General features: G+C 33.3%; 25 protein-coding genes. 17 read left to right on the top strand and 8 right to left on the bottom strand.

The features are described 5' to 3' along the window. Nucleotides 1-51 precede the first annotated feature (51 nt). Together HJ01_RS10730 and HJ01_RS10725 are read left to right on the top strand one after the other, a co-directional pair. Nucleotides 52-390, top strand: coding sequence for a P-II family nitrogen regulator (locus HJ01_RS10730; protein WP_007138429.1), 339 nt, complete (start codon nucleotides 52-54; stop codon nucleotides 388-390). A gap of 34 nt (nucleotides 391-424) precedes the next feature. After that, the gene (locus tag HJ01_RS10725) at nucleotides 425-1,624 is read left to right on the top strand and encodes an ammonium transporter (protein WP_007138428.1); all 1,200 of its coding nucleotides are present in this window, start codon (nucleotides 425-427) and stop codon (nucleotides 1,622-1,624) included. Between the two features lie 96 nt (nucleotides 1,625-1,720). Here HJ01_RS10725 and HJ01_RS10720 read toward each other — a convergent pair whose 3' ends face one another. After that, nucleotides 1,721-2,284 (bottom strand): DNA polymerase ligase N-terminal domain-containing protein, encoded by a 564-nt coding sequence (locus HJ01_RS10720; protein WP_007138427.1) that lies wholly within the window; start codon nucleotides 2,282-2,284, stop codon nucleotides 1,721-1,723. A gap of 291 nt (nucleotides 2,285-2,575) precedes the next feature. On the opposite strand from HJ01_RS10720, the gene HJ01_RS10715 reads away from it, so the two are divergent. The 7 genes from HJ01_RS10715 (at nucleotide 2,576) to HJ01_RS10685 (ending at nucleotide 12,246) form a co-directional block, all read left to right on the top strand. After that, nucleotides 2,576-3,664, top strand: coding sequence for a DUF3667 domain-containing protein (locus HJ01_RS10715; protein WP_040473855.1), 1,089 nt, complete (start codon nucleotides 2,576-2,578; stop codon nucleotides 3,662-3,664). Nucleotides 3,665-4,095: 431 nt separating this feature from the next. Then, the gene (locus tag HJ01_RS10710; RefSeq protein WP_007138424.1) at nucleotides 4,096-4,554 is read left to right on the top strand and encodes a GbsR/MarR family transcriptional regulator; all 459 of its coding nucleotides are present in this window, start codon (nucleotides 4,096-4,098) and stop codon (nucleotides 4,552-4,554) included. Nucleotides 4,555-4,618: 64 nt separating this feature from the next. Then, nucleotides 4,619-5,959 (top strand): TolC family protein, encoded by a 1,341-nt coding sequence (locus HJ01_RS10705; RefSeq protein ID WP_007138423.1) that lies wholly within the window; start codon nucleotides 4,619-4,621, stop codon nucleotides 5,957-5,959. 11 nt (nucleotides 5,960-5,970) lie between these two features. Beyond that, nucleotides 5,971-7,038: an efflux RND transporter periplasmic adaptor subunit gene (locus tag HJ01_RS10700; protein WP_007138422.1), complete on the top strand. Its 1,068-nt coding sequence runs from the start codon at nucleotides 5,971-5,973 to the stop codon at nucleotides 7,036-7,038. 7 nt (nucleotides 7,039-7,045) lie between these two features. After that, nucleotides 7,046-10,150, top strand: a complete 3,105-nt coding sequence (locus HJ01_RS10695) for an efflux RND transporter permease subunit (protein ID WP_007138421.1) — start codon at nucleotides 7,046-7,048, stop codon at nucleotides 10,148-10,150. Between the two features lies 1 nt (nucleotide 10,151). Next, nucleotides 10,152-11,261, top strand: a complete 1,110-nt coding sequence (locus HJ01_RS10690; RefSeq protein WP_007138420.1) for a mechanosensitive ion channel family protein — start codon at nucleotides 10,152-10,154, stop codon at nucleotides 11,259-11,261. Then, nucleotides 11,254-12,246 carry a hypothetical protein gene (locus HJ01_RS10685; RefSeq protein ID WP_007138419.1) on the top strand — a complete coding sequence of 331 codons (993 nt, stop codon included), beginning with the start codon at nucleotides 11,254-11,256 and terminating at the stop codon, nucleotides 12,244-12,246. Before HJ01_RS10690 ends, HJ01_RS10685 begins: the two co-directional genes overlap by 8 nt. 63 nt (nucleotides 12,247-12,309) lie before the next feature. Here HJ01_RS10685 and HJ01_RS10680 read toward each other — a convergent pair whose 3' ends face one another. Continuing rightward, nucleotides 12,310-12,645 carry a hypothetical protein gene (locus HJ01_RS10680; protein ID WP_238531080.1) on the bottom strand — a complete coding sequence of 112 codons (336 nt, stop codon included), beginning with the start codon at nucleotides 12,643-12,645 and terminating at the stop codon, nucleotides 12,310-12,312. Nucleotides 12,646-12,943: 298 nt separating this feature from the next. On the opposite strand from HJ01_RS10680, the gene HJ01_RS10675 reads away from it, so the two are divergent. From HJ01_RS10675 to HJ01_RS18070, 8 genes are all read left to right on the top strand, one after another. Beyond that, a complete protein-coding gene (locus HJ01_RS10675) occupies nucleotides 12,944-13,204 on the top strand; it encodes a hypothetical protein (RefSeq protein WP_007138417.1) in 261 nt (86 codons plus the stop codon). 171 nt (nucleotides 13,205-13,375) lie between these two features. Next, on the top strand, nucleotides 13,376-13,708 hold the full coding sequence (locus HJ01_RS10670; protein ID WP_007138416.1) for an ArsR/SmtB family transcription factor: 333 nt from the start codon (nucleotides 13,376-13,378) through the stop codon (nucleotides 13,706-13,708). An 18-nt stretch (nucleotides 13,709-13,726) separates the two neighbouring features. Continuing rightward, nucleotides 13,727-14,197 (top strand): DUF6428 family protein, encoded by a 471-nt coding sequence (locus HJ01_RS10665; protein WP_007138415.1) that lies wholly within the window; start codon nucleotides 13,727-13,729, stop codon nucleotides 14,195-14,197. Nucleotides 14,198-14,220: 23 nt separating this feature from the next. Further along, entirely contained in the window at nucleotides 14,221-14,853 is a 633-nt protein-coding gene (locus HJ01_RS10660) for a low molecular weight phosphatase family protein (RefSeq protein ID WP_007138414.1), read from the top strand. A gap of 2 nt (nucleotides 14,854-14,855) precedes the next feature. Then, nucleotides 14,856-15,926: an ACR3 family arsenite efflux transporter gene (gene arsB, locus HJ01_RS10655; protein WP_007138413.1), complete on the top strand. Its 1,071-nt coding sequence runs from the start codon at nucleotides 14,856-14,858 to the stop codon at nucleotides 15,924-15,926. A 236-nt stretch (nucleotides 15,927-16,162) separates the two neighbouring features. Further along, nucleotides 16,163-16,285, top strand: a complete 123-nt coding sequence (locus HJ01_RS17965; RefSeq protein ID WP_262487897.1) for a hypothetical protein — start codon at nucleotides 16,163-16,165, stop codon at nucleotides 16,283-16,285. Between the two features lie 93 nt (nucleotides 16,286-16,378). Continuing rightward, nucleotides 16,379-16,966: a DUF4202 domain-containing protein gene (locus HJ01_RS10645; protein ID WP_007138411.1), complete on the top strand. Its 588-nt coding sequence runs from the start codon at nucleotides 16,379-16,381 to the stop codon at nucleotides 16,964-16,966. A 132-nt stretch (nucleotides 16,967-17,098) separates the two neighbouring features. Continuing rightward, the gene (locus HJ01_RS18070) at nucleotides 17,099-17,281 is read left to right on the top strand and encodes a type IV pili methyl-accepting chemotaxis transducer N-terminal domain-containing protein (RefSeq protein ID WP_081478708.1); all 183 of its coding nucleotides are present in this window, start codon (nucleotides 17,099-17,101) and stop codon (nucleotides 17,279-17,281) included. A 791-nt stretch (nucleotides 17,282-18,072) separates the two neighbouring features. On the opposite strand, the gene HJ01_RS10640 is transcribed toward HJ01_RS18070, so the two are convergent. The 6 genes from HJ01_RS10640 to HJ01_RS10620 form a co-directional block, all read right to left on the bottom strand. Beyond that, a complete protein-coding gene (locus tag HJ01_RS10640) occupies nucleotides 18,073-19,377 on the bottom strand; it encodes a M28 family peptidase (RefSeq protein WP_007138408.1) in 1,305 nt (434 codons plus the stop codon). A gap of 132 nt (nucleotides 19,378-19,509) precedes the next feature. Then, complete coding sequence (locus HJ01_RS10635) at nucleotides 19,510-20,763, bottom strand: alkaline phosphatase family protein (protein WP_007138407.1); 1,254 nt, start codon at nucleotides 20,761-20,763, stop codon at nucleotides 19,510-19,512. 341 nt (nucleotides 20,764-21,104) lie between these two features. Continuing rightward, entirely contained in the window at nucleotides 21,105-22,829 is a 1,725-nt protein-coding gene (locus HJ01_RS10630) for a hybrid sensor histidine kinase/response regulator (protein WP_007138406.1), read from the bottom strand. Between the two features lie 350 nt (nucleotides 22,830-23,179). Next, nucleotides 23,180-23,320: a hypothetical protein gene (locus tag HJ01_RS17660; protein ID WP_007138405.1), complete on the bottom strand. Its 141-nt coding sequence runs from the start codon at nucleotides 23,318-23,320 to the stop codon at nucleotides 23,180-23,182. A 442-nt stretch (nucleotides 23,321-23,762) separates the two neighbouring features. Further along, nucleotides 23,763-24,569 (bottom strand): uroporphyrinogen-III C-methyltransferase, encoded by an 807-nt coding sequence (cobA, locus tag HJ01_RS10625; RefSeq protein WP_040473914.1) that lies wholly within the window; start codon nucleotides 24,567-24,569, stop codon nucleotides 23,763-23,765. 235 nt (nucleotides 24,570-24,804) lie between these two features. Further along, a complete protein-coding gene (locus HJ01_RS10620; protein WP_007138403.1) occupies nucleotides 24,805-25,767 on the bottom strand; it encodes an arginase in 963 nt (320 codons plus the stop codon). Between the last annotated feature and the right edge of the window lie 7 nt (nucleotides 25,768-25,774).

The raw sequence follows: 25,774 nt of genomic DNA, 5'->3' as shown, positions 1-25,774 counted from the left end.
GGGAGAGTAAACCCTATTCTCCTGAAATCAAGTTTAAAAAACAATTTTATTATGAAAAAAATCGAAGCTGTTATTCGAAAATCAAAATTTGATGATGTTAAAAAAGCATTACATCAAATCGAAGTGAATTTCTTTAGCTATTGGGATGTTACCGGAGTAGGAAATGAAAAAGAAGGTCATGTATACAGAGGAATAACCTACAGTACCACAGACATCCAAAGAAGATATATATCTGTAGTAGTTTCAGATCCGTTTTTAGAAAAAACCATTGATGCAATCTTAGAATCCGCTTATACCGGAATGGTAGGCGACGGTAAAATATTTGTTTCTGACATACAAGAAACTTATAGAATCAGGACTAAAGAAAAGGGAACAGATGCTGTAAGCTAATTCACTTTATAAACTAATAAATAAAAAAAATATTATGGATACGAATGCTGTATTAGACTTAATGTGGGTAGTAATCTGCGGAATTTTAGTGTTTTTCATGCAAGCTGGGTTCACGCTTGTGGAAACTGGTTTTGCTAGATCAAAAAACACTGGAAATATAATAATGAAAAACCTGATGGACTTTTGCATCGGTACCGTAGGATTTTGGGCTATTGGTTACACCATCATGTATGGAGATTCTATTGGGTCTTTTATAGGAAATCCAAGCTTGTTTTTTGATAGTGTCAAAGATATGCACAGTTTATTTTTTCAAACTGTATTTGCAGCTACTGCCGCAACAATTGTATCAGGGGCAATTGCTGAGAGAACAAAATTCTCAACATATCTTATCTTTTCTTTAATGATGACTGTTTTCATCTATCCAATATCTGGTCACTGGGTTTGGCAAGGAGATGGCTGGTTAACTAAGTTAGGATTTATTGACTTTGCAGGATCAACAGTTGTACACTCTGTAGGAGGATGGGCTTCATTAGTAGCTGCAATCATGGTTGGACCAAGAATAGGAAAATATACTGAAGGAAAATCAAATGCGATTCCAGGTCACAACCTTATGTTAGGATCCCTAGGTGTTTTCATCCTTTGGTTGGGTTGGTTTGGTTTTAATGCTGGTTCTCAACTAGCAATCTCAGGCGATAATGCTACAGCGGTTGCAGGTATAATTATCACTACAAATATTGCCGCTGCGACAGGAGCATTGGCTGCCATGTTTGTAACTTGGTCCGTATATGGAAAACCAGACATTTCAATGACATTAAACGGAGTATTAGCAGGTCTTGTAGGTGTAACAGCTGGTTGTGCCGCCGTTAGTCCAGTTGGAGCAGCTTTAATTGGACTTATTTGCGGGACTGTAGTAGTTTTTGCAATTGAGTTTATTGATAAAAAACTAAAGGTAGATGATCCTGTTGGAGCAGTTTCTGTACACGGAGTATGTGGTGCTTTAGGAACTTTATTAGTTGGTGTTTTTGCAACTGATGGTGGTTTACTTTATGGCGGTGGTTTCGAACAATTAGGAGTTCAAGCAATTGGTGTTTTTGCTATTGGTGCTTGGGCAATCGTAACTTCTTTCATCGTATTGTTTATATTAAAGAAAACAATGGGATTGAGAGTAACTAAAGAAGAAGAGATTGATGGTTTAGATATACATGAGCACGGTACAAATGTTTACAATAACTAAGCTTAAAACTTACTTAATTTTAATGACTAAAACCTGTAACATCTTATTTGTTGCGGGTTTTGGTTTTTATAACTCTACTAATTTTGCTACTTTTGATCAAACTAGATCTTCTAAAAGAAGATTTGAAATCACAGATTTATCTTGTCGCAAAATATCATTATCTATTGCAAACTGGTCATTTTTTTTGATTAGTAACCAAGCATTTTCCTGTTTTCCCTTCAATTTTAGCAACGTAAATTCACCTACCAGTTTATGCCCGCGCAGAGTAAAACCTAGATGTCCTTGAATTAACCCCTCTTTGAAACTGTCTTCAATATTTTCAGAGTCACCATCCAAAGTATAAGTCCCACTATCCCAAACAATAACTCTTCCTGCTCCATAATTTCCCTCAGGAATAATACCTTCAAAGTCTTTATAACTATAAGGATGATCCTCAACCATTATTGCTAGTCTCTTATCAGCGGGATTCATAGACGGTCCTTTGGGTATAGCCCAGCTTTTTAAGACTCCTTCCATTTCCATACGAAAATCATAATGTAAATGAGATGCTGCATGTTTTTGAACTACAAAAATCAATTCGCTAATGGATTTTTCAATCTCAGGTTGCGGCTCATTAGTGAAACTAAAATTACGCTTTTGTGTGTATTTATTCAATGACATAACTCTTTAGTTTAATGTTGAAACATTCATAAAAGTTACGGCTTTTATTTTATTCAGTATCTCCAAATTTAGTTTTAATCAGATTCAACAATCTTTAATAGTACGAGCATATAAACTTCACCAATTTTATGTTTGCTATCAAAACCTAGAGGATTGGTGCTATCTTGAGCTGATTTTAGCCTGTACAATATCGTTTTAATAGTTAATTAAAGAATAAATATCAAGCCAAAGCTCTAAAAACAGTTTTAAAGTTTAATAGATTTACAGCCTTAAACTGATTCATAATAGCCCATGTCAAAAGATAAATTACGTATAGATAAAAATTGCCTTAACTGCGATCATGTGGTCGAAGAACGGTATTGCCCTAACTGCGGGCAGGAAAATACACCTAGTCGTAAAACTTTCCACCATTTATTTATACATTTTTTTGAAGACCTAACTCACTATGACAACTCTTTTTGGAGAACAATATTTTACTTATTCTTTAAACCAGCCGCACTGACAAAAGCATATATGGCAGGGAAACGCATGTCTTATTTAGGTCCTGTAAGACTCTATATTTTTATCAGTTTTGTGACATTCTTGACCATATCACTATTTCCTGCGGAAACGATAAACAAAAAGGAATCTTCAAAGACCAACAAAAACACTAAAGAGCTTATAATCCCAACAATTGATTCATTGCATATTGAGGAGAAAAGTGTCAACGGTTTGACTAAGGTGGGGATTCTTTCTCAAAAAAATAATGACACCATAATAAAAATATTACAACAAACCACCGAAATTGACCGTGGAAAGTCCAACAATAAAGAGGTAGCTGATTTTGGTTACAAATCCGTAAATCAACTGGATTCCATCCAAAAACATGGAGACAAAAAAATAAAAGTAAGTAAAACCGAATATTGGTTTCTTAAGAAATGGCTCGCAGTAAAAGAAGAAAACACAAACGAGCAAATTATTGAAAAATTCATGTATTCATTTAGTAGTAACATTCCAAAGGTATTGTTTTTATATATGCCCTTTTTTGCATTTACACTTTGGCTATTTCATGACAAGAAAAAATGGTACTATTTTGATCACGGAATTTTTACATTACATTATTTTTCCTTTTTACTTTTATTAATCCTGACTCTTTTTCTGATTGATAAAACAACCCTCCTATTTGCCCCTACTCTGGTTATGGAATGGATTCGTTTTAGCATAAAATCAATTGGAATTTTCTGGATGATCTATTATTTTTTCCCAGCGCATCGTCGCTACTACAGGCATAATTTTTTAAAATCATTGTACAAAAGCAGTTTGATAATTCTGGTTAACTTGGCGATTCTTTTTATTCTTGTAGTTCTGTTTGCATTATACACATTTAATGAAATTCACTAGTGTGTGTTTCTTTATAAATTACTAAAAATATACCTTTCGAATAATTATGTCAGCCAAAAGCAGCTAAACGTGCATCCAACTATAGATAGCCGTTGACCAACGAAAATCAAATTATCCCAATACCTGATAAACTACCTTTACACCAGAAGTTAAGAAATAAGTAACAGTAAAAAGGACTCACTAACTATATCCCCATAAAAAGAGAATCTCATACTAGATTTTACAACGTTGATAATTTTATGTGTACACCATAAACCATCACAATGTTCTTATAAATATCGAAAAGAAACATGTTTTAAAAAAGACATAAAAAACACCTCTAATTGAATAATCCAGATTACAAGACAAACTCAATATCAGGCATTCTTTAGTTCTTCGTTTTCAGAACTAAAAAAACTTTGTATATTTGCACATACTTAAAATATACTAAGATGGTACAATTAACGGAAAAACAGAAAGAATTAATTGAAAAATTTGGTGTAATTCAAGAGCAAATGGGTTTAGCTCCTGCTCCTTCCAGAGTCAATTCATTATTAACTATATCTGATGAAAACGAACTGACCTTTGATGACATCAGAGAGACATTAAATTTAAGTAAAAGCGCTACTAGCAACGCGTTACACGTTTTAATTGCACTCGATAGAATTGGATACAAAACAAAATCAGGAGATAGAAAAAAATATTTTTATTCTAAATTAGACCAATGGAAATCTAAGTTTAAAAATGATATTTTAGCTTTGAACGGTTATATAGAAATGATGAAAGAAATTGCTATTAATAGAAATCCCGAAACGATAGAATACAATCAAAAACTGGATGAATTAACTAATTTTATGGAATATTTCATTGAAGAAACCGTTAAAATAATTGATAAATGGGGTCATAAATAACCCTTTTTTTCTATACCAGGTTCTTTTAATACAGAACAAACTAATAAAAACATAACAAAGAGAAATGAAAAAACTAATCTTAATTTTAAGCATAATGTCCTATATAACTTCTCATGGACAGAGCGTAAAGCAAAAATTTACCGTAAGGGAGGCTGTTGAATATGCTTTATTAAACAACTTAAACCTCAGTAAAACTGAGATTGAAAAGAAAATTGTTCAAGCACAAATTGCAGAGATAAAAGGGCAAGCCTTGCCTCAAATAAATTTGAATACCCGACTAACAGATAACTTTTCCCTTGCTGAACAACAATTACCTGCAGAGATTGTAGGAGGAACTCCCGGAACAACTGTTGGAGTAAAATTTGGAAACCGATATGCCCTTACTGGTGGACTAGATGTACAACAACAGCTGCTAAATTTTACACTTTTTAATAGTATAAAAAGTGTAAAAGCACTACAAGAGCTACAAGAATTACAAACTCTTCAAACAAAAGAAGATCTGATAATCAACGTTGTTCAAGTTTACACTCAAATTCAAATTAGAGAAAAAAAAATTGAATTGTTACAAGAAAATGACCACAGATCTTCCAATTTAATTGAGCTCTCAGAGTTAAAATTAAAAGAAGGAATTATGAGAAAATTAGATGTGAATCAATTAAAAGTTAGCCAATCTAATTTGAATACTGAAATTGAAGATACACAATACACGCAAAGAGAAAATATCAGAATGTTGAAAATCTTGCTAAATCTTCCTGAGGATCAAGAAATCGAGCTCTCTGAAAAATTAGAAGGTTCCAATAAAATCACGATACAGGATGAATTGACAATTGAAACAAATGTCGATTTAATGCAGACAGAAAAGCAAATTGAGCTGGCAAATATTGATGAAAAACTAGTTAAAGCAGAGTTCTATCCTAAACTAAATGCATTCTTTACTTACAATTATCAAGGAAACGCTAATGAATTTAAATTTTCAGGTCCCAATTATACGGACCAATTCAACGGAACTTGGGGGCTAGCAGCTTCAGTCCCTCTATTTGATGGTTTTCAAAAAAGAAAAAGACTTCTTCAAAAAGAATTGGCTACTGAAAAACTAATAACTGACAAAAAGCTATTAGAGAAGAACATCAAAAAAGAATATAAAGATGCTAGAGAACAAATAGCCGTCAGCGAAATTCAAGTAAAAAACCAAAAAGAAAATATGGCTTTGGCTGACGAAAACTATAACGGAGTAAAACTATCTTTTACCGAAGGAATTGCTGCAATTACTGAATTGCTAGACTCTGAATATGCTTTGCGCCAGGCACAATCGAATTATTTAAATGCCCAATTGCAATTGAGAGTTTCGGAACTACAATTAATTAAAGCTAGTGGCCAACTTTCAAAACTAATTACTCAAAACTAATATACTTAAAAATGAAAACCAAACAAATAATCACTGTCGTAATAGCGCTATTTATTGCATTTGTTGGATATAAATTGTACTCCAACAAAAAAGAAATTAACGACCAATCAAATCAAAAAGAAGCCGTTTTTAAAATGCCTGTGCAAGTGGCAAAAGTACAAACTAAATCTTTAACAACTGCATTAACTGCAACTGGAGAATTTGAAGGTTTTGAAGAGGTTTTCTTAGTTGCTGAATCGCAAGGTAGTATTACATCATTGTTCTTCAAAGAAGGGGATATTATAAAAAAGGGGCAGATTTTCGCAAAAATCGATGCTTCTTCCTTGAGTGCTCAGTTGACTTCAGCTAAATTCAATTATGCAAAAGCACAAAAAGACGTAGAACGTTACCAGAGACTTGAAAAAGCTGGTGCAGTGAGCAAAACACAATTAGAAAGCATGAAAATACAGTTAGAAAGCACTCGCTCTTCTATTGCCCAAATCAACCAACAATTAGGCTTTTCGACTGTGAAAGCAACAATTTCCGGGGTTGTAAATGAAATTATGGTGGAGCCTACAAGTTTTGTACAAGCAGGAAATAACATGGCAGAAATTGTTCAAATTGATAAACTTAAAATCATCATCAATGTTTCAGAAGTTGACTTGGTAAACATTAAAAATAACCAAAAAGTAATCATAAAAACCGATGTTTATCCTTTAGTAGATTTTGAAGGAACAGTTTCTAATATCAGTGTAAAAGCAGATGAAGCAGGAAAATTTAAAATCACGATTGTTACGACAAACTCAAAAAAAGAACAGTTACGTGCCGGAATGTTTGGTGAAGTTCATTTTGAAACCTTAAAAAATAATACTCAAGAAGCTTTGACAATTCCTCGTGAAGCTATTGTAAACAGTTTACAGGATCCAAAAGTATATGTTGTAGAAAACAATAAAGCCGTTTTAAAAAGCATCAAAATAGGCAAAGTAATCAGCAATGATGTAATAGTCTTAGAAGGTTTAAGTGTCAATGAACTTGTTATTTACCAAGGAATTATCAACCTAAAAAACAATACCCTAGTAAAGATAACTAATTCTAAATAATCAACAGATGTCAATAACAGAATTATCAGTAAAAAGACCCACACTTGCCGTCGTAGTTTTCACAATAATAGCGTTATTAGGAATTATTAGCTACAGTAGTTTAGGGTATGAATTATTACCAAAAATAACATCACCCGTTTTATCTATCAGTACAACATATCCAGGAGCTTCACCCTCAGAGGTAGAAAACTCAGTGACTAAAAAAATTGAAGATGCCGTTTCTGGATTAGAAGGAATTGACAAGTTAACTTCAGTTTCGCAAGAAGGTATTTCCATTGTAAACGTGGAATTAAACTATAATGCAGATGTGGATGCCGTTTTGCAAGACGCACAACGCAAAGTCACTAATATTGTTGGGGCGCTGCCAGACCAAGTAAACCAACCTAGTGTAGAAAAGTTTTCATTTGATGACATGCCTATTATGCGCTTGGGAGTTTCTTCTGATATGGATCCCGTTGCTTTTAATGATTTAGTTGAAAAAGACATTAAAGAAACACTTTCTCGTGTAGAAGGAGTTGCTCGTGTAAACGTAATAGGAGGTAATGAAAGAGAAATTAGGATTAACGTCGATAGAGATAAATTAAAACAATACGGGTTGAGTGTTTTACAAGTAACACAAGCCATTGCAACTGCCAACTTAGATTTTCCTACAGGTAATCTCAAAGACAATTCACAGCAAGTAACAATACGTTTATCAGGAAAGTTTCAAAATACAGCTGAAATTGAAAATCTATCTGTCAAAACAAGTGCTTCTGGTACACTAATTACAGTGAAAGATGTCGCCGAAGTTATTGATACACAAAAGGAAATCACCACAATTTCACGTATCAACGGAATTAGCAGTATTGGGTTGACCATCTCTAAACAGTCAGATGGAAATACAGTACAAGTTGCCGAAGATATTAAGAAAATTGTTTCTAAAATTGAAGCTGAATTTAAAGATAAAAACATCAAAATTGACGTTGCACAAGACAGTTCTATATTCACTTTAGAAGCTGCAGATTCAGTTATTCATGATTTATTGTTAGCGGTTGGACTAGTTGCATTAATAATGCTTTTCTTTTTACACAGTTGGAAGGACGCGGTTATTGTAATGGTATCCATTCCTGTTTCAATCATTGCAACCTTTATCGCTATGAATCTTCTAGGTTATACCTTGAATTTAATGACACTACTAGGACTTTCTTTAGTTGTTGGAATTCTAGTCGATGATAGTATTGTTGTCCTTGAAAATATTCATACACATATGGAGGAAGGAAAGTCTAGAAGAGAAGCTGCCATCGCCAGTTGGAAATCCATAGGACTTTCAGTAATGTCAATTACTTTGGTTCTGCTAGCCGTTTTCTTGCCGATAACTTTTGTAACAGGATTAATTGCCGATTTACTACGTCAATTCTCTGTAGTTGTAGCATTTGCAACAGCAATAAGTTTAGTGGTCTCTTTTACACTTACTCCACTACTAGCCTCCCGTTTTTCAGAAGTAATGGTATTACAACCTAATAAAGTTTTACATAAGCCATTAATCTGGTTCGAAAATATACTAGATAAAATTAATATGTTCTACAAAGATGTTTTGCATTATACATTAGAACGAAAAAGACTTACCGCTTTAGCATTATTCATACTGATAGCAGGCTCTTTATCTCTTTTAGGGTTTGGGTTTATTGGTTCAGAGTTCGTGAAAAATGGTGACAATGGTGAATTCTTAGTAGAGTTAGAATTAGCTAAAGAAAGTACAATTGAAGACACCAATTTAGCAGCATTAAAAGTAGAAGAGTATTTATTGAAAGACAAATTAGTCAGTTCCGTTTTTACAACTGTTGGAACCGGTTCTGGAAATAGTGGAAATTCATCAAACTTAGCCCAAATTAATGCCAAAATGATTAGTCCGGATAAAAGAACTGTTACATCAGAACAGTTTGCCATTCAAGTAAAAAAGAAATTAACCGAAAGTATTACCGCTGTTAAATTTAAAACAGCTGCCGTTGGAATGGTTGGTGGAAGTACCGCCGGACCTATTCAAGTTGTCGTAACTGGAAGTGGTCAAGATAGTAAATTGATGGAAACCGCAGAACTTATAAAAAATACTATTGACTCAATACCAGGCACGTATGAAGAAGAAGTTTCTGTAAAAGGCGGAAACCCAGAAGTAGCGATTACTGTTGATCGCAACAAGATGGCAAAGCTGAACTTATCTATGAATGAAGTGGGAAACACAATGCAAAATGCTTTTGCCGGAAACACACAATATAAATTTAGATCAGGAGAAAATGAATATGATATTAATGTTCGTTTAGACCAATTTGATAGAAGGAATCAAGATGATATTAGAAAATTATCTTTCTTAAACACAACTGGAAATTTAATTGAATTACAGCAATTTGCTTCCGTAGAAAAATCTTCAGGTCCAACTCGCTTAGAACGAAATAATAAAAAATCGTCTATATCAGTAAGTTCACAAGTATTAGGTAGACCCGTGGGAACCGTTTCAACAGAAGTTGCAGATGCCATTGCAAAACTAAAACTACCAGAAGGTGTGAGTTATGAAATGGGTGGAGATTTAGAAAGTCAAACAGAAGCTTTCACGAGTTTAGGCTTAGCATTGTTGATGTCTATTGTACTAGTATATCTAATTATGGTAGCACTTTATGAATCCTATGCTTATCCATTAGTGGTAATGTTCTCTGTGCCAACTGCTATGATTGGAGCATTTTTAATCTTGGCAATTTTCAAAGAAAGTCTTGGTGTATTTACCTTTTTAGGATTGATAATGTTAGTTGGTTTAGTAATTAAAAATGCCATACTAATTGTCGATGGAGCGAATCACTATAAAGAACAAGGATTAAAAACATTAGAAGCAATTGAAAAAGCTGGAGTATCCCGTTTACGACCAATTTTGATGACTACAATTGCAATGGTCGTTGCGATGATTCCAATTGCTTTTGCTTCTGGAGCAGGAGCCGAATGGAAAAATGGTTTGGCATTGGTTTTAGTTGGAGGACTTACAAGTTCCCTTTTATTTACCATTATTATTGTTCCAGTCATGTATGTAGTGATTGATATATGGAAAGGTGACACAACACGAAATGAGGTTAAAATAAAAAATAGATAAAATGAATGCATTTTTTTTAGACAATAAAGAATCAATAGTTTACGGGTTAATTGTTGTTATGGTTGTATCTGCATTAGTAATAATTACTAACGCAGCTCACAATTGGTTAGCTAAAAAAGCGCTAAAAAAATACCCAACTGAAGAGCCTGAAACAATTCATCTAATAAAAAAAATACTTCGTACTCTTTGGATAATATTGGGCATTAGCGCCATAAGTTTTATTTTTATTGAAAAAAGTTATTACGCTCAAGCCACTCAAAATTTCTGGCTTTTGTTCTATCTAGGTTTTGTCATAATACTCACGATCATTAGCGCTTCAATAGTTCAAACATTATTTGCAAGAACGATTAAGAGGAAACTTAAAAATCAAGAAGATCCTACTAGTCATAAATTTCTGCGCTATTTAGCCATTGTAGGCATTTATTTTTTTGGAATTGTACTGGCCATTCTCGCCTTTCCTTCCTTACGAGGTATTGCACAAACAGCCTTAGGTGGCGCTGGTGTTTTAGCTGTTATTGCTGGTGTTGCTTCTCAAGAAGCTTTTGCTAATATCGTTGGTGGTATTTTCATTATCATCTTCAAACCATTTAAAATAAATGATATTATCAAAATCTCTCAAGAACTGGTAGGTAATGTCACTGAAATAACGCTGCGACATACGATCATTAAAAATTATGAAAACAAGATGATTGTTATACCTAATGCTATCATCAATAAGGAAAAAGTGGTTAATTATGATTTAGGAGATAAAAAATGTTGCCAATGGATCGAAATTGCAATTTCATATGACAGTGACATTGATTTAGCCAAAGAAATTATGCGCTCAGAATGTGAATCACATCCTAATTTAATTGAATATAGAACCCTTTTAGAAATAAAAAATAAAGATCCAAAAGTGATTGTCAGAGTGGTAAAGCTAGCAGATTCAGCAGTCGTAATAAGAGCTTGGGCATGGGCAAAAGACTATCCGTCAGCTTTTGTGATGAAATGTGAGTTATACGAAAGTATCAAAAAGAGATTTGATCGAGAAGGAATTGAAATTCCATTCCCACATCAAACAATTGTTTTTAAAACCCCATCTATCCTTAATCCCGATAATAACAATGAATAAATTTACTACAGTAGTAGCCGTTTTCTGCTTAAGCATTTCAAATTATGCCCAAGTAAAAGAACCCTCATTTAAAGATAATGCTGAAAAAATCCTGAAAGCTGAATTTCCTAGTTTTAGAATGCTAAATGTAGAGTATATGCAAATGGGAAATAGCAGTTTTAATTCCCAATTATTAGGAGAAGATTTCCAAAAAGGGAATTTAGAAAATCAAAAATCAATTTCAGTTGGAGTAAATCTCCCAGTTTATAGAAAGAAAAAACTTACCATTACAACATCTTTAAACTATAAATTCAATGAGTTTAAATTTAATAATTTGGAAAACATTAGTACAACACAAAACTTTCAACAAAATGAAATCGTTAACTTTCAAAATTTTTCTACTGCATTAAGTACCACTTATTTCTCTTCACTATTTGCAAAACCTATAATTTATAATTCCAGTATCATTGTTGACGGAAACGACCAAGGAATACAACGTCTTAAAGGAATGCTGGGTGCTTCGTTAATTCTAAAAAAAACAGAAAGAACGACTATAACCATAGGAGCTGTTGCATTTATTGACCCAACGTCACAATTCCCTTTCTTTCCAACATTTACATACAATCATAAATTAAAAAATTCAGCTTGGGATATTGATTTCATACTACCACAACGTATTTTATTAAGACGTTATCTGCATAAGAATGGCAGAATTTCTATTGGGAGTATGTTAAACAGTAATAGTTTTTATGTAAATATTGACAATCCAAATTTCCCTACTGTTTCACAATACAGTCAACTAGAAATTAATAGCGGTGTTATATATGAACACAAGGCTTCAAACAACTTTATAGTTACTTTTAAAGGAGGTATCTCAAACTTTGTCAGCTCTAGACTAACTGAAAAAGGCCAGCCAAATAAAGACTATTTCTATAAAAACGATCAGTCCTCAAAAGGATATTTTAATGTTGGTATTTCATATAATCCAGCTTTCAAAAAACAATAGATATTAAAAGCAACCTTTTTTATGATTGGTTGCTTTTATTTTTACTAGTAGAGCGTTATCGTTCTAACCATTATCTTCCTCTAAATCATTGTGGTTGTCACCACCAATACTATAATGGTTGTTTTCTTCATCTTCACTCCCTATTGCTTCTTGAGCATCATCTAACTCTGAACCGGGAATATCTAAATCCCCTCCAGACATATCGTCCTTAAAGTTCTTTTCATTCAATTGGTTGTCGGTATTAACTTCAACTGGAATCTTCTTTTTGCTAATATCGGCAGGGTTGATATCACTTTCTTTATGAAATTTACTATAAATATCTTCACTTGGGGGATACAACAGAGAATCAGGTACTTTACTTGTATCTTTTAAATCTTCCATTTGACTTTCAGGATTCAATTTAACATCTTTCTTTTTCATCTTGTTTGTATTTTTAAATTATTAATTTACAATATACTAAGTTAGTCATTTCAAAATCAAAAAGGACGTTATTAGGAAGAGATGTCATTACTTCTCTTCCTAAAAGCTCCCTTTTCTCCTGATACTATTTTTAGACACTTTATATTAGTGCTACATTTTCTTTCTAAGTCGAAAATTCCAAAGTAGAAAAAAAGTAGTTCTTTTTCAAGGTCTACCATAATAAATGCTTAATTTTAAACAGCTTAAAAACAGAAATAATCTCAAAAAAAATTAAACTATGGGTATATTAGAAAAAAACGTAATTCCAGGAAACCATGGCAAAACATTTGGAACAAATGCCAAAGAAGATGCTGAGCTATCAGAAATAAAAACCAGTATCTCAGAAATCGACGGAATAATTGATGTTATCCTAAACACCACAATTTTTCCAAGGGAATTCACCGTTCATACAAACAAAGTTGTGGCGATTGAGGATATTGAAAATAAAGTAAAAAAAGTGGGCTTTCATGCCGTGCCAAAAGATTCGTTTCCTTTATGAGATCTCTAATCTAAAAGAATCCAAATCTACTAATTTAACATCTTCAATTCCTAAAATCGTTCCAATTGAATCAAACACCAGTCTGATTCAATTGGAACTTTTGTAAATAAAATATAAAATATTTCTGTGGCAATGATTTATATCGTAATATTGCAATATAAATATATAACGATGGGAGTCACTAAAACAGAACATTTCACGGAAGAGCAAAATGAATTGGCGGTCTTGGCAAAAGCCATAGGACATCCAGCGAGAATTGCTATAATACAACATCTTATCAAGGTGAATAGTTGTGTTTGTGGTGCTATTGTAAATGAACTTCCTCTCGCACAGCCTACTGTTTCACAACATTTGAAAGAATTAAAAAATGCTGGGCTAATAAAGGGGAATTTCGAAGGAAATGCAATCTGTTATTGCCTTAACGAAGAAGGTTTTGCCAAAATCAAAGGCTTTTTCGAAAACATAAATAGCTATTTAGAAAATAAGAATAATCAATGTTGCTAATTTTTAATACTACCAATCATGAAACTATCAGAAATTAAAAAACAATTGAGCACATTAGAAAATGTTGCTTTTGTACTACCTAACGGAACTTATGTACCAGAACACTTTCATGTTACTGAAGTGGGTTTAATTACCAAGAACTTTATTGACTGCGGTGGTAAAGTAAGAACAGAAACAGTGGTGAATTTCCAATTATGGGATGCCAATGACTTTGAACATCGTTTGAAACCAACAAAATTATTGGATATCATTGAACTATCCGAAAAAGTATTGGGTATTGAAAATAATGAAATAGAAGTAGAATATCAAGCAGGAACTATCGGGAAATACGATTTAGGTTTTAATGGTAAAGAGTTTACTTTGATAAACAAACTTACTGCCTGTCTTGCAGAGGACCAATGCGGGATTCCTCAAGAAAAACAGAAAATCAAATTATCCGAAATTCCTGGTCAAAACAATAGTTGCACTCCAGGTGGAGGTTGTTGCTAATCTAAAAATTCACTACACCTAAAATGATACCATCGAAAACTAAAATATTTTCTCTGATCGAAAAGGAAGTTCTTTCTTTTCATCCAGAAGATATTACAAAAGAGCGTAGAGCAATTTTACAACCACTTATTGATTATATCCAAATAAAAGTAGGTAATCAAGAAGAGATTAGACTCAATTTTATCTGCACACATAATTCAAGGAGAAGTCATTTGTCTCAAGTATGGGCACAAACTGCGGCATCCTATTTTAATTTCAGTAATGTGTTTTGTTATTCTGGAGGAACTGAGGCTACTGCTTTGTTCCCAATGGCTGCACAAACACTTGCTAAATCAGGGTTTAAAGTAAAAACCCTTTCTGAAGGGAACAATCCTATTTACAGTATAAAGTATACGGATAACGAACATCCTATTATTGGTTTTTCTAAAACTTATGATGACGATTTTAACCCACAAGGGGAGTTTGCAGCGATTTTAACTTGTTCTAGTGCTGACAGCGGTTGCCCATTTATTGCTGGTGCCGAAAAAAGGATTCCAATCACTTTTGAAGATCCAAAAGCTTTTGATAATACACCTCAACAAGAAGAAAAGTACCACGAAAGAAGCATGCAAATTGCTACTGAGCTCTTTTATGTATTCTCACAAATTAAAAAATAAATATGTCGGCAAACAATTGTGCTCCAGTAGCGGAAAGAAAAAAATTAGGCTTCTTAGATAGTTACTTAACTCTTTGGATCTTCCTGGCTATGGCATTGGGAATTGCTATTGGAAATTTTATTCCATCTAGTGGAAATCTCATCAACTCATTCTCAAGCGGAACAACAAATATTCCGTTGGCGATAGGATTAATATTGATGATGTATCCCCCACTCGCTAAAGTAAAATACGAGCAAATGGGAGAAGTGTTTAAAAACACAAAAGTATTAGGAGCATCTCTTTTACTGAATTGGGTTATAGGTCCGATCCTTATGTTCTTGCTGGCTTTGTTTTTCCTAAACGGCTATCCTGAATACATGATAGGAGTCATTCTTATTGGACTTGCCCGTTGCATCGCTATGGTGGTGGTTTGGAATGATCTTGCTGATGGAGACAGAGAATATGCGGCAGGCTTGATCGCGTTGAACAGTATTTTTCAAGTATTACTTTATAGTGTTTATGCCTATATTTTCATTACAGTACTTCCACCCTATTTTGGCTACAGCGGTTTTGAAGTCAACATTAGTATTGGACAAATTGCAGAGAGCGTAGGAATCTATTTAGGAATTCCTTTTGCACTAGGAATAATCAGTAGATACGCTCTTATTAATTTAAAGGGAGAAAATTGGTTTCAAAATAAATACGTTCCATTTATTTCTCCAATTACCTTAATCGCTTTACTATTTACCATTGTACTTATGTTCAGTCTAAAAGGAGAACTAATCGTACAAATTCCAATGGATGTCATTCGTATCGCAATTCCACTCGTGATTTACTTTACAATCATGTTTGTCATTAGCTTTTTCACAGGGAAATATTTTGGTGCCGATTATTCTAAAAGCACCGCCATTGCCTTTACAGCAACAGGAAATAATTTTGAATTAGCGATTGCAGTAGCCATTGGCGTTTTTGGTATCAATAGCGGACAGGCATTTGCAGGAGTTATAGGACCATTAGTAGAAGTTCCCGCTTTAATTGCCTTGGTAAACGTAGCATTTTGGTTCAGAAAAAAATACTATCCTTCAGCAACATAGTTTTTATTAGATTACTATAACGTCCTTTAACATTTAAGACCGCAAATTCGAAAATTAAGTAGTATCCCCGATTTATTTAGTTTGCGAATTTGCGGTCTTTTCCATTTAGATTATTTTCGTTTTTAAATTATCACCTCTATCTTTTAAGGTCTAAAATACAACGACAAACAAATTGCTGTTTTTAATTTCGAAAGAAAGACTGAATGGTACGCTTATCAAAATGAATGTCGCATAAAATGGAAATGGTTTTATCGAGAGGAACGACGGGATTGGTTGAAAATGCAACTAAAATTACCTGCCCTATGCACAAGAAAATATTTTCACTTGTAGACGGATCAAATTTAAATGGAGAAGAATAATCCATTGCTACTTATCTCGCAAGAGTTATTGCTGAGGAAGTATTCATAGGCTTTTTAGAATAAATATGTATCTTTGAACATACACTTTACCCCATGACAAAAACACCATTTTACATAGCTAGTGAGTTAATTGATGCCGAAAATGCACAAGACCCAAACAGCGAAACATACCAATCCAAGAGCTATCCAAAAGAGTTATTATATTCGGATAGAATGTATAAAAAATTGATGGAATTTCATCCTGATGCTTCAGAGGAAGTACAAATTGCTTCTAAAGCGCAGCACATCTGCAGATGGAAAATAGCACGAGAAAGCTATCCAATGGATCGAGTGGGTTATTTAAAATGGCGTGAAGATTTAAAAAAATTTCATGCTCAAACTACCGCTGCTATTTTAGAAAAAGCGGGTTATGAATCTGATTTTATAGCTCGAGTTTCATTTTTAATCGAGAAAAAACTCCTTAAAAAAGATGAAGGAACGCAACTTTTAGAAGATGTTATTTGTTTGGTTTTTTTAGAATTTTATTTAGATCCATTCGTGCAAAAACACGACAGGGAAAAAATGAAAAATATTATTTTAAAAACCTGGAATAAAATGTCTGACAAAGGGCATCAGCAAGCCTTAAAAATCAGCTATAGCGATTCAAATCTTCAATTGATAAAAGAAGCTATTGGATTGTAATTTGATTTTTACATAAAAAAAAGATCAAGCAATCTAACGAAAATCTTAATTTCATAAAATTAAAGCAAATGTATCTTTTTGCTTTGATAACAATTGCTATAACGGTATTGCTTATTCAATTACTGATACAATCTGAATAGTCAACTTAGTGATTCAAGATTGATCAACATTTCCGAGAACCAACGAATGTTGAGTCAGAAGATAGTAAAAGAAGTGCTAATCTTAAACTTAGTTTCTGATGCACTTAAAAAAAATCAAGAAATCCCTAACATAAAGGAAACGGTTTCACTTTGGAAATCTACGTATTATGCCTAAGAAAACGGGAATGACGGTCTTAATTTTCCAAAAGTAAAAAGTCAGGAACTAATCCAGTTATTTGCAGAAATTAAAGCTAATTCTGATAGTATTGATCGTGCAACCAACTTATTATTAAAAAACAATACTAGAGAAAATAACCAAGAAATAGTCCAAAATATTCTTGATAATGAAGGAATCTTTCTTTCAAAAACGAATAAAATAGTCAGCCAATATCAAGTAGAAGCACTAAAAAAGTAACACTGCAGCGCAATACTGAATATGCGCTTTAAGGCTTTACACTTCTTGTTTTTTTAGTAGAATTTCTCTTTATTTTTAAACCTATCAACAAAAAAATCGAACTATTGATTTCTAAACTTTTAGTTTCTGAAAAAGAACAATCTTATCTTAGCAGAGCTGGACTATGTGAAAAGTGAAACTGCTTTGAAATTCTTTTTAAATACAATACTGGCTATATCTCTATGTGGTAAAAAAACTAAGCCTATTATTACCATTTTTTCATAAAAAACAATAATGCATTAAAACAAATCGCTTTGAGAAAAGAAAGAGAAGAACATAGAAGTATAGCTTCTTTTGGGTCAATAGAATCAATTGTGAGTTCTAAAAAGTACAAAGTACAAGTCGAATTCAATTAATCAATTTCGATTTATTCCAATAAAAAAGGGTGCTATCTTTCACAACAATTATGTAAAAATAGCACCCTTTATTCTTTTAAAGCACATTGAAACATCGATTTATAAAAAAATCTGTGAGTCTACGGTAAAACCTAGAATCAAGCTTTCAAGAAATACTTACTTCAACTTTGCGGTATCCACTCTTGTTGGTGTGTCTTTTCCACTGATGATTGTAGATGAACTAATCGCTATGGCTTTAATGATTTCGGTCATGTTATTCATGTCTAAAGTCCCTATCTCATCACTTGCTTTATGATAATTGGGTTCGCTATCCATTTTAGATGTCGAAATTGTATGTGCAGGAACACCTAGTCTTGCTAATGTCGCGTTATCAGATCTATAAAACAATTGTTGCTCCGTATACGGATCAGGATAGAACTTAAATTGTGATCCTTCTAAGTTTTTCTGTAAAATTTCTCCCATACTCGATTTCTCAAAACCGGTAATGTATGCCGAGTTTTTCCCCCATTTCGATTCGGTTCCTATCATTTCAAGATTGAACATCGCCATCACTTGTGCTGGGTCTAATTGTTTCGAAAAATATTTCGCTCCATAACCACCCAATTCTTCGGCTACAAAAGCCGTAAATATGATAGAACGCTCGTTATTATTCATCTTTTTAAAATACTCCGCCAGCAGCATTACAGCAGTTGTTCCCGCAGCATCATCATTGGCACCATTATAAATAGAGTCAGTAGCATCGTGTTGTTCCCCTTCTTCTGGAGAACCAACGCCAAGATGGTCATAATGTCCTGAAAAAATTACATATTCGTTGGGTTTGCTTTTCCCTTTCAAAACCCCAACCACATTATTTAATTTTTGAGCTGTAATCGTATTCGTTGCTTCAATAGAGAAATTAGTCGCTTCCGTTGGACCAAAAACAAACACCACCGTGTTTTTCCCTGGTGTCGCCGCCATTTGCCCCATGTGTTGGATATTTGGAATTACTTTTCTAAACGAATCATCCACAAGAACAAGGAGATTTTTATCGCTTTGGTAGTACTCATAAAACTTAGGTCCAAAAGGATCTCCAGCTCTAATATTCACCACTGCCACAGGACTATTCTCCGTAAAAGAAACTTGAGGTTGGTACGAGAACGAAATCATCGATCCGGCATCAATAGCCTTACCGTCAATCGTTACTTCTAGACTTTTTCTTTTGGCCTCCGTCATCTCAAATTCCTGTTTGTAATCCTTAGCGCCGTTATACGTTTGCAAGCCTATTTTCTTGAATTGCGACTCAATATAACCCGACGCTTTGTCGATTCCTGGCGTAAAAGCGCGACGCCCCTGCATATCATCTGCTGCAAGCACTGTTTCGATTTCAGTAACTTTATCAATATTTATAATTTTATTGATAGACTGTGCCTGAACCATCAATCCAGAACAAAGGACAAGACCACTTAATACAATTCTTTTCATATCTATATTTTTTAGTAACAATAGGTTCTACTATAAGACTGTAGAATCAAAAATCTGTTACAGTAAATATACTTTATTTACGGATTTTTCCGATACAGAAAATCAATCTGCTCCTTATATCGAGTCTCTTTTTTAGTTTACTTTCACCCAAGTGTTACTAATCTGATTTTTAGTTTGCATCACAATTTTCATGTATTTAAACGCTTTGTTCGGCTTCACCTTGATGTTAAACTCCTTATCTTGAATATCCGTTTCGCCTATAAGTGTGTAGGTGTCTTTTTTACCTTCTTTTTTATAATTAGTATAGCTCACAAATATTTTTGCTTTTTCAGTTTCTTTAGCTACTGTCAACCACTTTAGTTTCAAGTATTTTTCATTAAAACAAAAACCTTCCAAATCATAAATATCTACTTTTTGGGTAAGGGAAATTCCATCGAGTTCATAAGCTGTTTCTATGGGTATCTGAATATCCATAAAATCACATATTGTAGGGAATATATCCACAATGGCCACTTTATTATTTTTAAAATAGTCATTTGTAATAGGTTTATTTAAAGCTACCCATGTACTTCTTTCACGGTAGGATTGCCATCCGTGATGCTTCCCATCTGTTGGCATTCTACCATGATCTGTAGTTACAATAACTAACCACTCCTCCCCTGTTTCTTTCTCTCTTAATTTTACCGCATCGGCAATTAAACCTATCAAGGCATCTTCGTAAGCAACCGTACTATAAAATTCCTGACTGTCACCATATAGGTGTCCCATATCGTCGCTATGTTCTAAATACACCCATGACAAATCGGGACCCGTTTCATAGATATTATTTGCCGCTTCTCTGGCCACTTCGGCATCAATTCTTTTCAAGTATTTCTTTACACTATCATGAGGGTATTTCTCTGTATCTAATTCTAATCCATCAAAATGATAGTCCATTTTAATGTTATTCGTTTGTGGCAATCCTTCTCCTACTAACTTTGTTCTGTTATCCAGCCATGATGAATAGATAGCCGTTGTTTTGTTTGGATAAGCATCCTTGAACACTCTGAAAATTGTTGGATAATTATAATTGGGAGCTCCTATAGCATTGTCGAGCACATTGTGTTTGTTAGACCAAGTTCCTGTTAACATACTATTGTACCCCACAGCAGATATGGTTGGTGTTTCTGAGTAGCCGCCTTTAATTCCGCCAACATAGGCTTCCGAAAAAGCACCTGTTTTTGTCATCGCATCTATAGAACTTGTATTTGCTTTGTAGAATTGGTCTGTCGCAATACCATCTACTAAAATCATCACTACTTTTTTTACCCCTTGCTTTTTTACCATTTCTTGCGCATGCAAAGCGATGGAAATAAATACAACCGAAACCACTATTACTTTTTTCATTATTCTATATTATTACATTTTACAGCCTACTAAAAACCCACAATTAGCGGCCAATCATTAAGTCGTAAAAGTATTATCAAAAGAAAATAATCGAACATTCATTCAATTACTAAAAGTTTATTGAATGGTAAAGGAATTGTAAATCTGTTAGCGAAGCTATTAGGTGGAAATATTTGCAAACTGCGCTCTTTATTTTTAGGAGCAGAACGATTTCGCTATTGAGGAGCTAATCTTCCTGCTCTCCCCTTTATCTCTACGCTGCGCTACGAGGATATCGGCTTGATCAGGGCTAAAATAAAAATGTGTTTTTATAACTTCTAAAAAGTAACTTATTCTGGAAACTAAGAGGTTTTAAAGCTTTTTATTAATTTCAATAATGTACTAATTTCAAATGGTTTGGTAACACAATCATTCATTCCGGAATTCAAGCATTCAGCCAATTCTTTTTCACCAACATTAGCTGTCAAAGCAATAATTGGAATACTTTTTTTGGTATCGTCCGTTAGGTTTCTAACTAGTTTTGTCGCCTCAATTCCGCCCATTACTGGCATTATCACATCCATTAGCACGATGTCATATTCATGCTCTTTTATCAAGTTCAATGCTTCTAGTCCATTATAAGCAATCGTTATTTGGCTATTTTTCAAATGGTTCTTTAATTGCTTTTCTAAAACGAGTAAATTAATTTTATTATCATCCACCAAAAGTATTTTTATAATGCTATCACAGAAACTACTATCCATAGCATCCAGGTTTGCTGTAGTGTTATGTACTACAGGCAACGGAATGCTAATAAAAAAGATGGTCCCCTCATTAGGTGTCGATTGAAATGAAATTGTTCCGTGCATTAAATCAATCAGCCCTTTTGAAATTGTTAATCCTAATCCTACACTGTTTGTTGAGGTGTTTGTCGTAGCATATTTTTGAAAAAGCTTTTTCGCTAATTCTTTATCAATTCCTTTACCGGTGTCAGAAATGGTTATTTGAAGTAGAAATTCATCCTTAGAATCTGAACTATATTCGCCGTTTACCTGCATTTTAACTGTTCCTGCATTGGTGTACTCAATTGCGTTGTTTAGTAGATTTAAAACAATTTGATTGATTCTATTTTTATCTCCATAAACATAATTGGGAATATCGGTAGCCGTTTCTATTTCAAATCGCAACCCCTTTTCTAATGCTAATCTTTCATTCATTTTAAACAATGAATTTAAAGCATTAGTCAAACTGAACTCTGAGTATTGTAACGTAAAAGCGCCATCGTTTAATTTAGTAAAATCTAAAATATTGTTTACTAAAGCTAATAGATGATTAGACGAATAGTCCATTAGTTCTAACAGATATTGGTCTTCCTCACTCAGTTTATGGTTTTTTAAAATATCCGAAATTCCTTTTATAGCATTCAAGGGAGTTCTGATTTCATGACTCATTATAGCAAAAAAGGACTCTTTATTGATTTGTAACTTCTTCAACTCCAGTCGCGATTCTTCTAATTCATTATTTTTAGTTTTTAAATCTTCGATAATGTACTTTACTAAATTGGTTCGAGCAGTAAGTAATACAATCAAATAAATCATGATCATGACTACAATAAAATAAAAAAACATATTATAAATGTCTTTTTCATAATACATTTTATTCCCGTAATCAAATCCAAAGAAATCAAAATAGATAATTGTTCCAAAAGTTACTATGAGGAGTCCAATTAAATAAAACATGAACTGATGATACCGAATTATGATTAACAAAACAATGGGAATTATATATAACAGAACAATAAAATTGAATGTTTTTCCATAGAATATAAAAGCATAAGTAAAATAGCCCGTTAAAGCTAAAACAGCCACAATAGATTTTTGATTGAAACTGTATTTGTTTGAACGCGAAAAATACAAAAACAACAGAAATATAGGAATACTTCCCCAAGCAACATAGGTTAATTTTAAATAAAAAAGGAATGACGTAACAATCAAAAATTGTAACGTAAAAAAATTAAAATTAAAATTGGTAAGTGTACTAAATCTATAGATGCTTTTGATACTACTATTGGGCTTATTTCTTTCCATCTAAAAACAGTTAAAAAAAATAGTTTTGATAAGTTTATAAAAATTTAAATATATTTATTGACTAGTTGATGTTCAATACTAAAAAGTAAAATTTGAAATAATTTAATTGTATTTTAAATATTTTGTCAAAATATGATTGCTATTTCTGTTATTATTACAATATTAAATGTTAAATATATATAAAATTATGGATAATGCCTTTTTATTTTTTTGAATGTTTTCCCTCTTCTAACCAAAATCACTTTCTCTTAGCCTTCACTTCTCTTTCTCAATTATTAATTCCTACAAAGAATTCGCACCGCTGCGACATTCTATGACAAAAAATATATCACCTCAAGTACAATTCCGTTTTAAAATTTTCGGCTATACACCTTATTTCTTACTCTTTTTTCTTTAAAGTCAGTACTGATCTCACCATCATAACGATACACTCCACTTAAAAATCCAAACCAAATACTTCCATCGTTAGCATCCAAGATCACACAAAGCATTCCTATTTTATTTATTTTCCAATTCGTTTGCTTCTTATAAGGTTACGACAAACGCTCCCGCGACTTACGCAGTTTGCGACTTACGAAGACGAGTATTTTCGGCTAAACGAAAATACGAATTAAAACGGTAATTCCACTAAATTCGTAAATTGCGCAAGACTTGTGTTAGTGGTTGTTTATCTATTCAGCTTCATTATTTTGTTGTCCTAATTGTATTAATGTTTTTATAGGATCTGGCCGATCTTTGAAAAGTTTTAATGCCATCATTCCTTTTTCCATATCACTAATTGAATTATCTTTTGGCTCAATACAATGCCATAAGAAAGCGTATTCAATTCGTGCTTTTGATCTAATGTTTCTATTAGATCCTGCAACGATTGTTTTAAAAAAGAAAGTGAGTCTCCTTACGTTTTTGTTTTCTTGGCAATGGCACCAAAATATTTTATTGTAATCTTGCTATTTCATTTAAATTTTGCAAAATGAACTCATCGTTACTGCAAGCTTGCTCAGTAAACGCAGTCAACTTTGAAGGATTTCCTACCACTTCTCCTATGACAATAATGGCTGGAGAAGCCAATTCTTGTTCTTTTACCAATTCTAAAATAGAACTTATTTTTCCGCTAACCATTTTTTGTGTTGCCGTAGTTCCATTTTGAATAATAGCAATAGGCAAATCATCGGTTCTATTGCTTTGGTATAAAGTTACTATTTCATTTAGTTTATGCATCCCCATCAAGATAACAACGGTCGCAGACGATTGTGAAGCCAAGTTCACATCCTTTGACAACTTATGATCAGAAGTCGTTCCTGTAATTACCCAGAAACTCTCGGATACTTTACGTTGGGTTAAACTAATTCCATTAGAGGCCGGAACACCTAATGCCGATGAAATTCCGGGAACAATCGCGGTTTCTAAACCAAATTGTTGTGCATAGTCTATCTCTTCACTCCCACGCCCAAAAACAAATGGATCGCCACCTTTCAAACGCACTACCTGACCGTGTTTTTTAGCCATAACCACAATCAGTTCGTTTATTTGATCTTGACTGTACGCATGACAACCAAAACGCTTGCCTACAAAAATAACTTCGGCTTGCGGAGCATAGTTTAATAATTCTTCATTTACCAATGCATCATACAAAACCACAGCGGCATTTTGCAATGCTTTTACGGCTTTAATCGCTATCAAATCTACATCTCCAGGCCCCGCACCTACAACGGTTAGTTTTGGTATAATTGCATTTTTCATATTGTCTAGGGTAAATTGCATTGGTTAAATAAAATAAACTACGTAAAAATACTTAATACATCTCTTTCGCTAAAACAAAAATAAACTTTTAAAAACAACGAAATAAATTATGAGCTATTTTGCTGCTTTTAATTGTTAAAATGCCAACGTGCTCCTATTAATAAGTACAAATCCACAAAAAAAAGCCCAAGATCTATTTCTAGACCTTGGGCTTATATATGTCAATAAAAAATGATTATTCGATAGGTAAAATAATAGTAGATGTAATTTGTTCTAAAACTTGAAAAGCAGTCTCTGCCATCTTGTTTCCTTTGGTATCCAAAAGGGGATTTACTTCCACCACTTCAAAACAAACCACTTTTCTAGATTTGACAATTTGATTGATGATGTCAATTACCTCGTATTGATCAAATCCTTTAGGAACTGGTGTACCAGTACCATAAGAAATCATATCGCAATCCATAGAATCCACATCAAAGGAAATATAAATTATATCGCAATTAGATAATTTTGTCAGCGCTTCAGTAACACAATTTTGAAGTCCTCTGTAACGAACTTCATCAACCATATAGTTTCTGATTCCCAATTTTTCCATTTGATCTAATTCAGGTTTTTCGGCATCACGGACACCAAAATAAATTAGATTTTCAGGTCGAATTTTGGCACCAGGACAACCAATATTTTTCATGTCCTCCCAATGTTGAACTGTTTCCGGAGTAATTTCATTGATTTTACAATCTAAATTATCATCTGCAAGAGCTGCCGCTAAGGGCATACCATGTATATTACCCGAAGGAGACGTATAAGGTGAATGCAAATCAGCATGTGCATCAATCCAAACTACACCTAATGTTTTAGTCGGATAAACCGCTTTGATTCCACTAATTGTTCCCAATGCCGAAGAGTGATCTCCTGACAGTACAATTGGAAAATAATTAGCTTGCAAATTGTGTTTTACCGCATACGAAACCCGAGTGCATTGTTCTAATACATGTTCGATTCTTTTAGCAAACGTATTTCGGTTTTTATTGTACACCGACTCGTTATGCGTTTTTACATCTTCAAATTCAAACTGATTAAAATAATCACTATTTTGATTGATAGCGGCAATTTCAATGGCATCAACTCCCATATCAGAACCTCTTGTGCCGGCTCCGATATCAGATCGGTTTTTAATTAATTTGATAAATCGTTCCATAACAATC

It is taken from the genome of Flavobacterium frigoris PS1 (genome assembly GCF_000252125.1).
In the GTDB taxonomy this organism is placed as follows: domain Bacteria; phylum Bacteroidota; class Bacteroidia; order Flavobacteriales; family Flavobacteriaceae; genus Flavobacterium; species Flavobacterium frigoris_A.
The sequence above is the reverse complement of the archived record's forward strand: the minus strand, read 5'-3'. Positions and strand labels throughout refer to the sequence as shown.

Excerpts from the sequence above, each read along its gene's own strand:
- HJ01_RS10730 (WP_007138429.1), top strand. The coding sequence starts at position 52 with ATGAAAAAAATCGAAGCTGTTATTCGAAAATCAAAATTTGATGATGTT.
- HJ01_RS10725 (WP_007138428.1), top strand. The coding sequence starts at position 425 with ATGGATACGAATGCTGTATTAGACTTAATGTGGGTAGTAATCTGCGGA.
- HJ01_RS10720 (WP_007138427.1), bottom strand. The coding sequence starts at position 2,284 with ATGTCATTGAATAAATACACACAAAAGCGTAATTTTAGTTTCACTAAT.
- HJ01_RS10715 (WP_040473855.1), top strand. The coding sequence starts at position 2,576 with ATGTCAAAAGATAAATTACGTATAGATAAAAATTGCCTTAACTGCGAT.
- HJ01_RS10710 (WP_007138424.1), top strand. The coding sequence starts at position 4,096 with ATGGTACAATTAACGGAAAAACAGAAAGAATTAATTGAAAAATTTGGT.
- HJ01_RS10705 (WP_007138423.1), top strand. The coding sequence starts at position 4,619 with ATGAAAAAACTAATCTTAATTTTAAGCATAATGTCCTATATAACTTCT.
- HJ01_RS10700 (WP_007138422.1), top strand. The coding sequence starts at position 5,971 with ATGAAAACCAAACAAATAATCACTGTCGTAATAGCGCTATTTATTGCA.
- HJ01_RS10695 (WP_007138421.1), top strand. The coding sequence starts at position 7,046 with ATGTCAATAACAGAATTATCAGTAAAAAGACCCACACTTGCCGTCGTA.
- HJ01_RS10690 (WP_007138420.1), top strand. The coding sequence starts at position 10,152 with ATGAATGCATTTTTTTTAGACAATAAAGAATCAATAGTTTACGGGTTA.
- HJ01_RS10685 (WP_007138419.1), top strand. The coding sequence starts at position 11,254 with ATGAATAAATTTACTACAGTAGTAGCCGTTTTCTGCTTAAGCATTTCA.
- HJ01_RS10675 (WP_007138417.1), top strand. The coding sequence starts at position 12,944 with ATGGGTATATTAGAAAAAAACGTAATTCCAGGAAACCATGGCAAAACA.
- HJ01_RS10670 (WP_007138416.1), top strand. The coding sequence starts at position 13,376 with ATGGGAGTCACTAAAACAGAACATTTCACGGAAGAGCAAAATGAATTG.
- HJ01_RS10665 (WP_007138415.1), top strand. The coding sequence starts at position 13,727 with ATGAAACTATCAGAAATTAAAAAACAATTGAGCACATTAGAAAATGTT.
- HJ01_RS10660 (WP_007138414.1), top strand. The coding sequence starts at position 14,221 with ATGATACCATCGAAAACTAAAATATTTTCTCTGATCGAAAAGGAAGTT.
- arsB (WP_007138413.1), top strand. The coding sequence starts at position 14,856 with ATGTCGGCAAACAATTGTGCTCCAGTAGCGGAAAGAAAAAAATTAGGC.
- HJ01_RS17965 (WP_262487897.1), top strand. The coding sequence starts at position 16,163 with ATGGAAATGGTTTTATCGAGAGGAACGACGGGATTGGTTGAAAATGCA.
- HJ01_RS10645 (WP_007138411.1), top strand. The coding sequence starts at position 16,379 with ATGACAAAAACACCATTTTACATAGCTAGTGAGTTAATTGATGCCGAA.
- HJ01_RS10640 (WP_007138408.1), bottom strand. The coding sequence starts at position 19,377 with ATGAAAAGAATTGTATTAAGTGGTCTTGTCCTTTGTTCTGGATTGATG.
- HJ01_RS10635 (WP_007138407.1), bottom strand. The coding sequence starts at position 20,763 with ATGAAAAAAGTAATAGTGGTTTCGGTTGTATTTATTTCCATCGCTTTG.
- HJ01_RS10630 (WP_007138406.1), bottom strand. The coding sequence starts at position 22,829 with ATGGAAAGAAATAAGCCCAATAGTAGTATCAAAAGCATCTATAGATTT.
- HJ01_RS17660 (WP_007138405.1), bottom strand. The coding sequence starts at position 23,320 with ATGCTTTGTGTGATCTTGGATGCTAACGATGGAAGTATTTGGTTTGGA.
- cobA (WP_040473914.1), bottom strand. The coding sequence starts at position 24,569 with ATGAAAAATGCAATTATACCAAAACTAACCGTTGTAGGTGCGGGGCCT.
- HJ01_RS10620 (WP_007138403.1), bottom strand. The coding sequence starts at position 25,767 with ATGGAACGATTTATCAAATTAATTAAAAACCGATCTGATATCGGAGCC.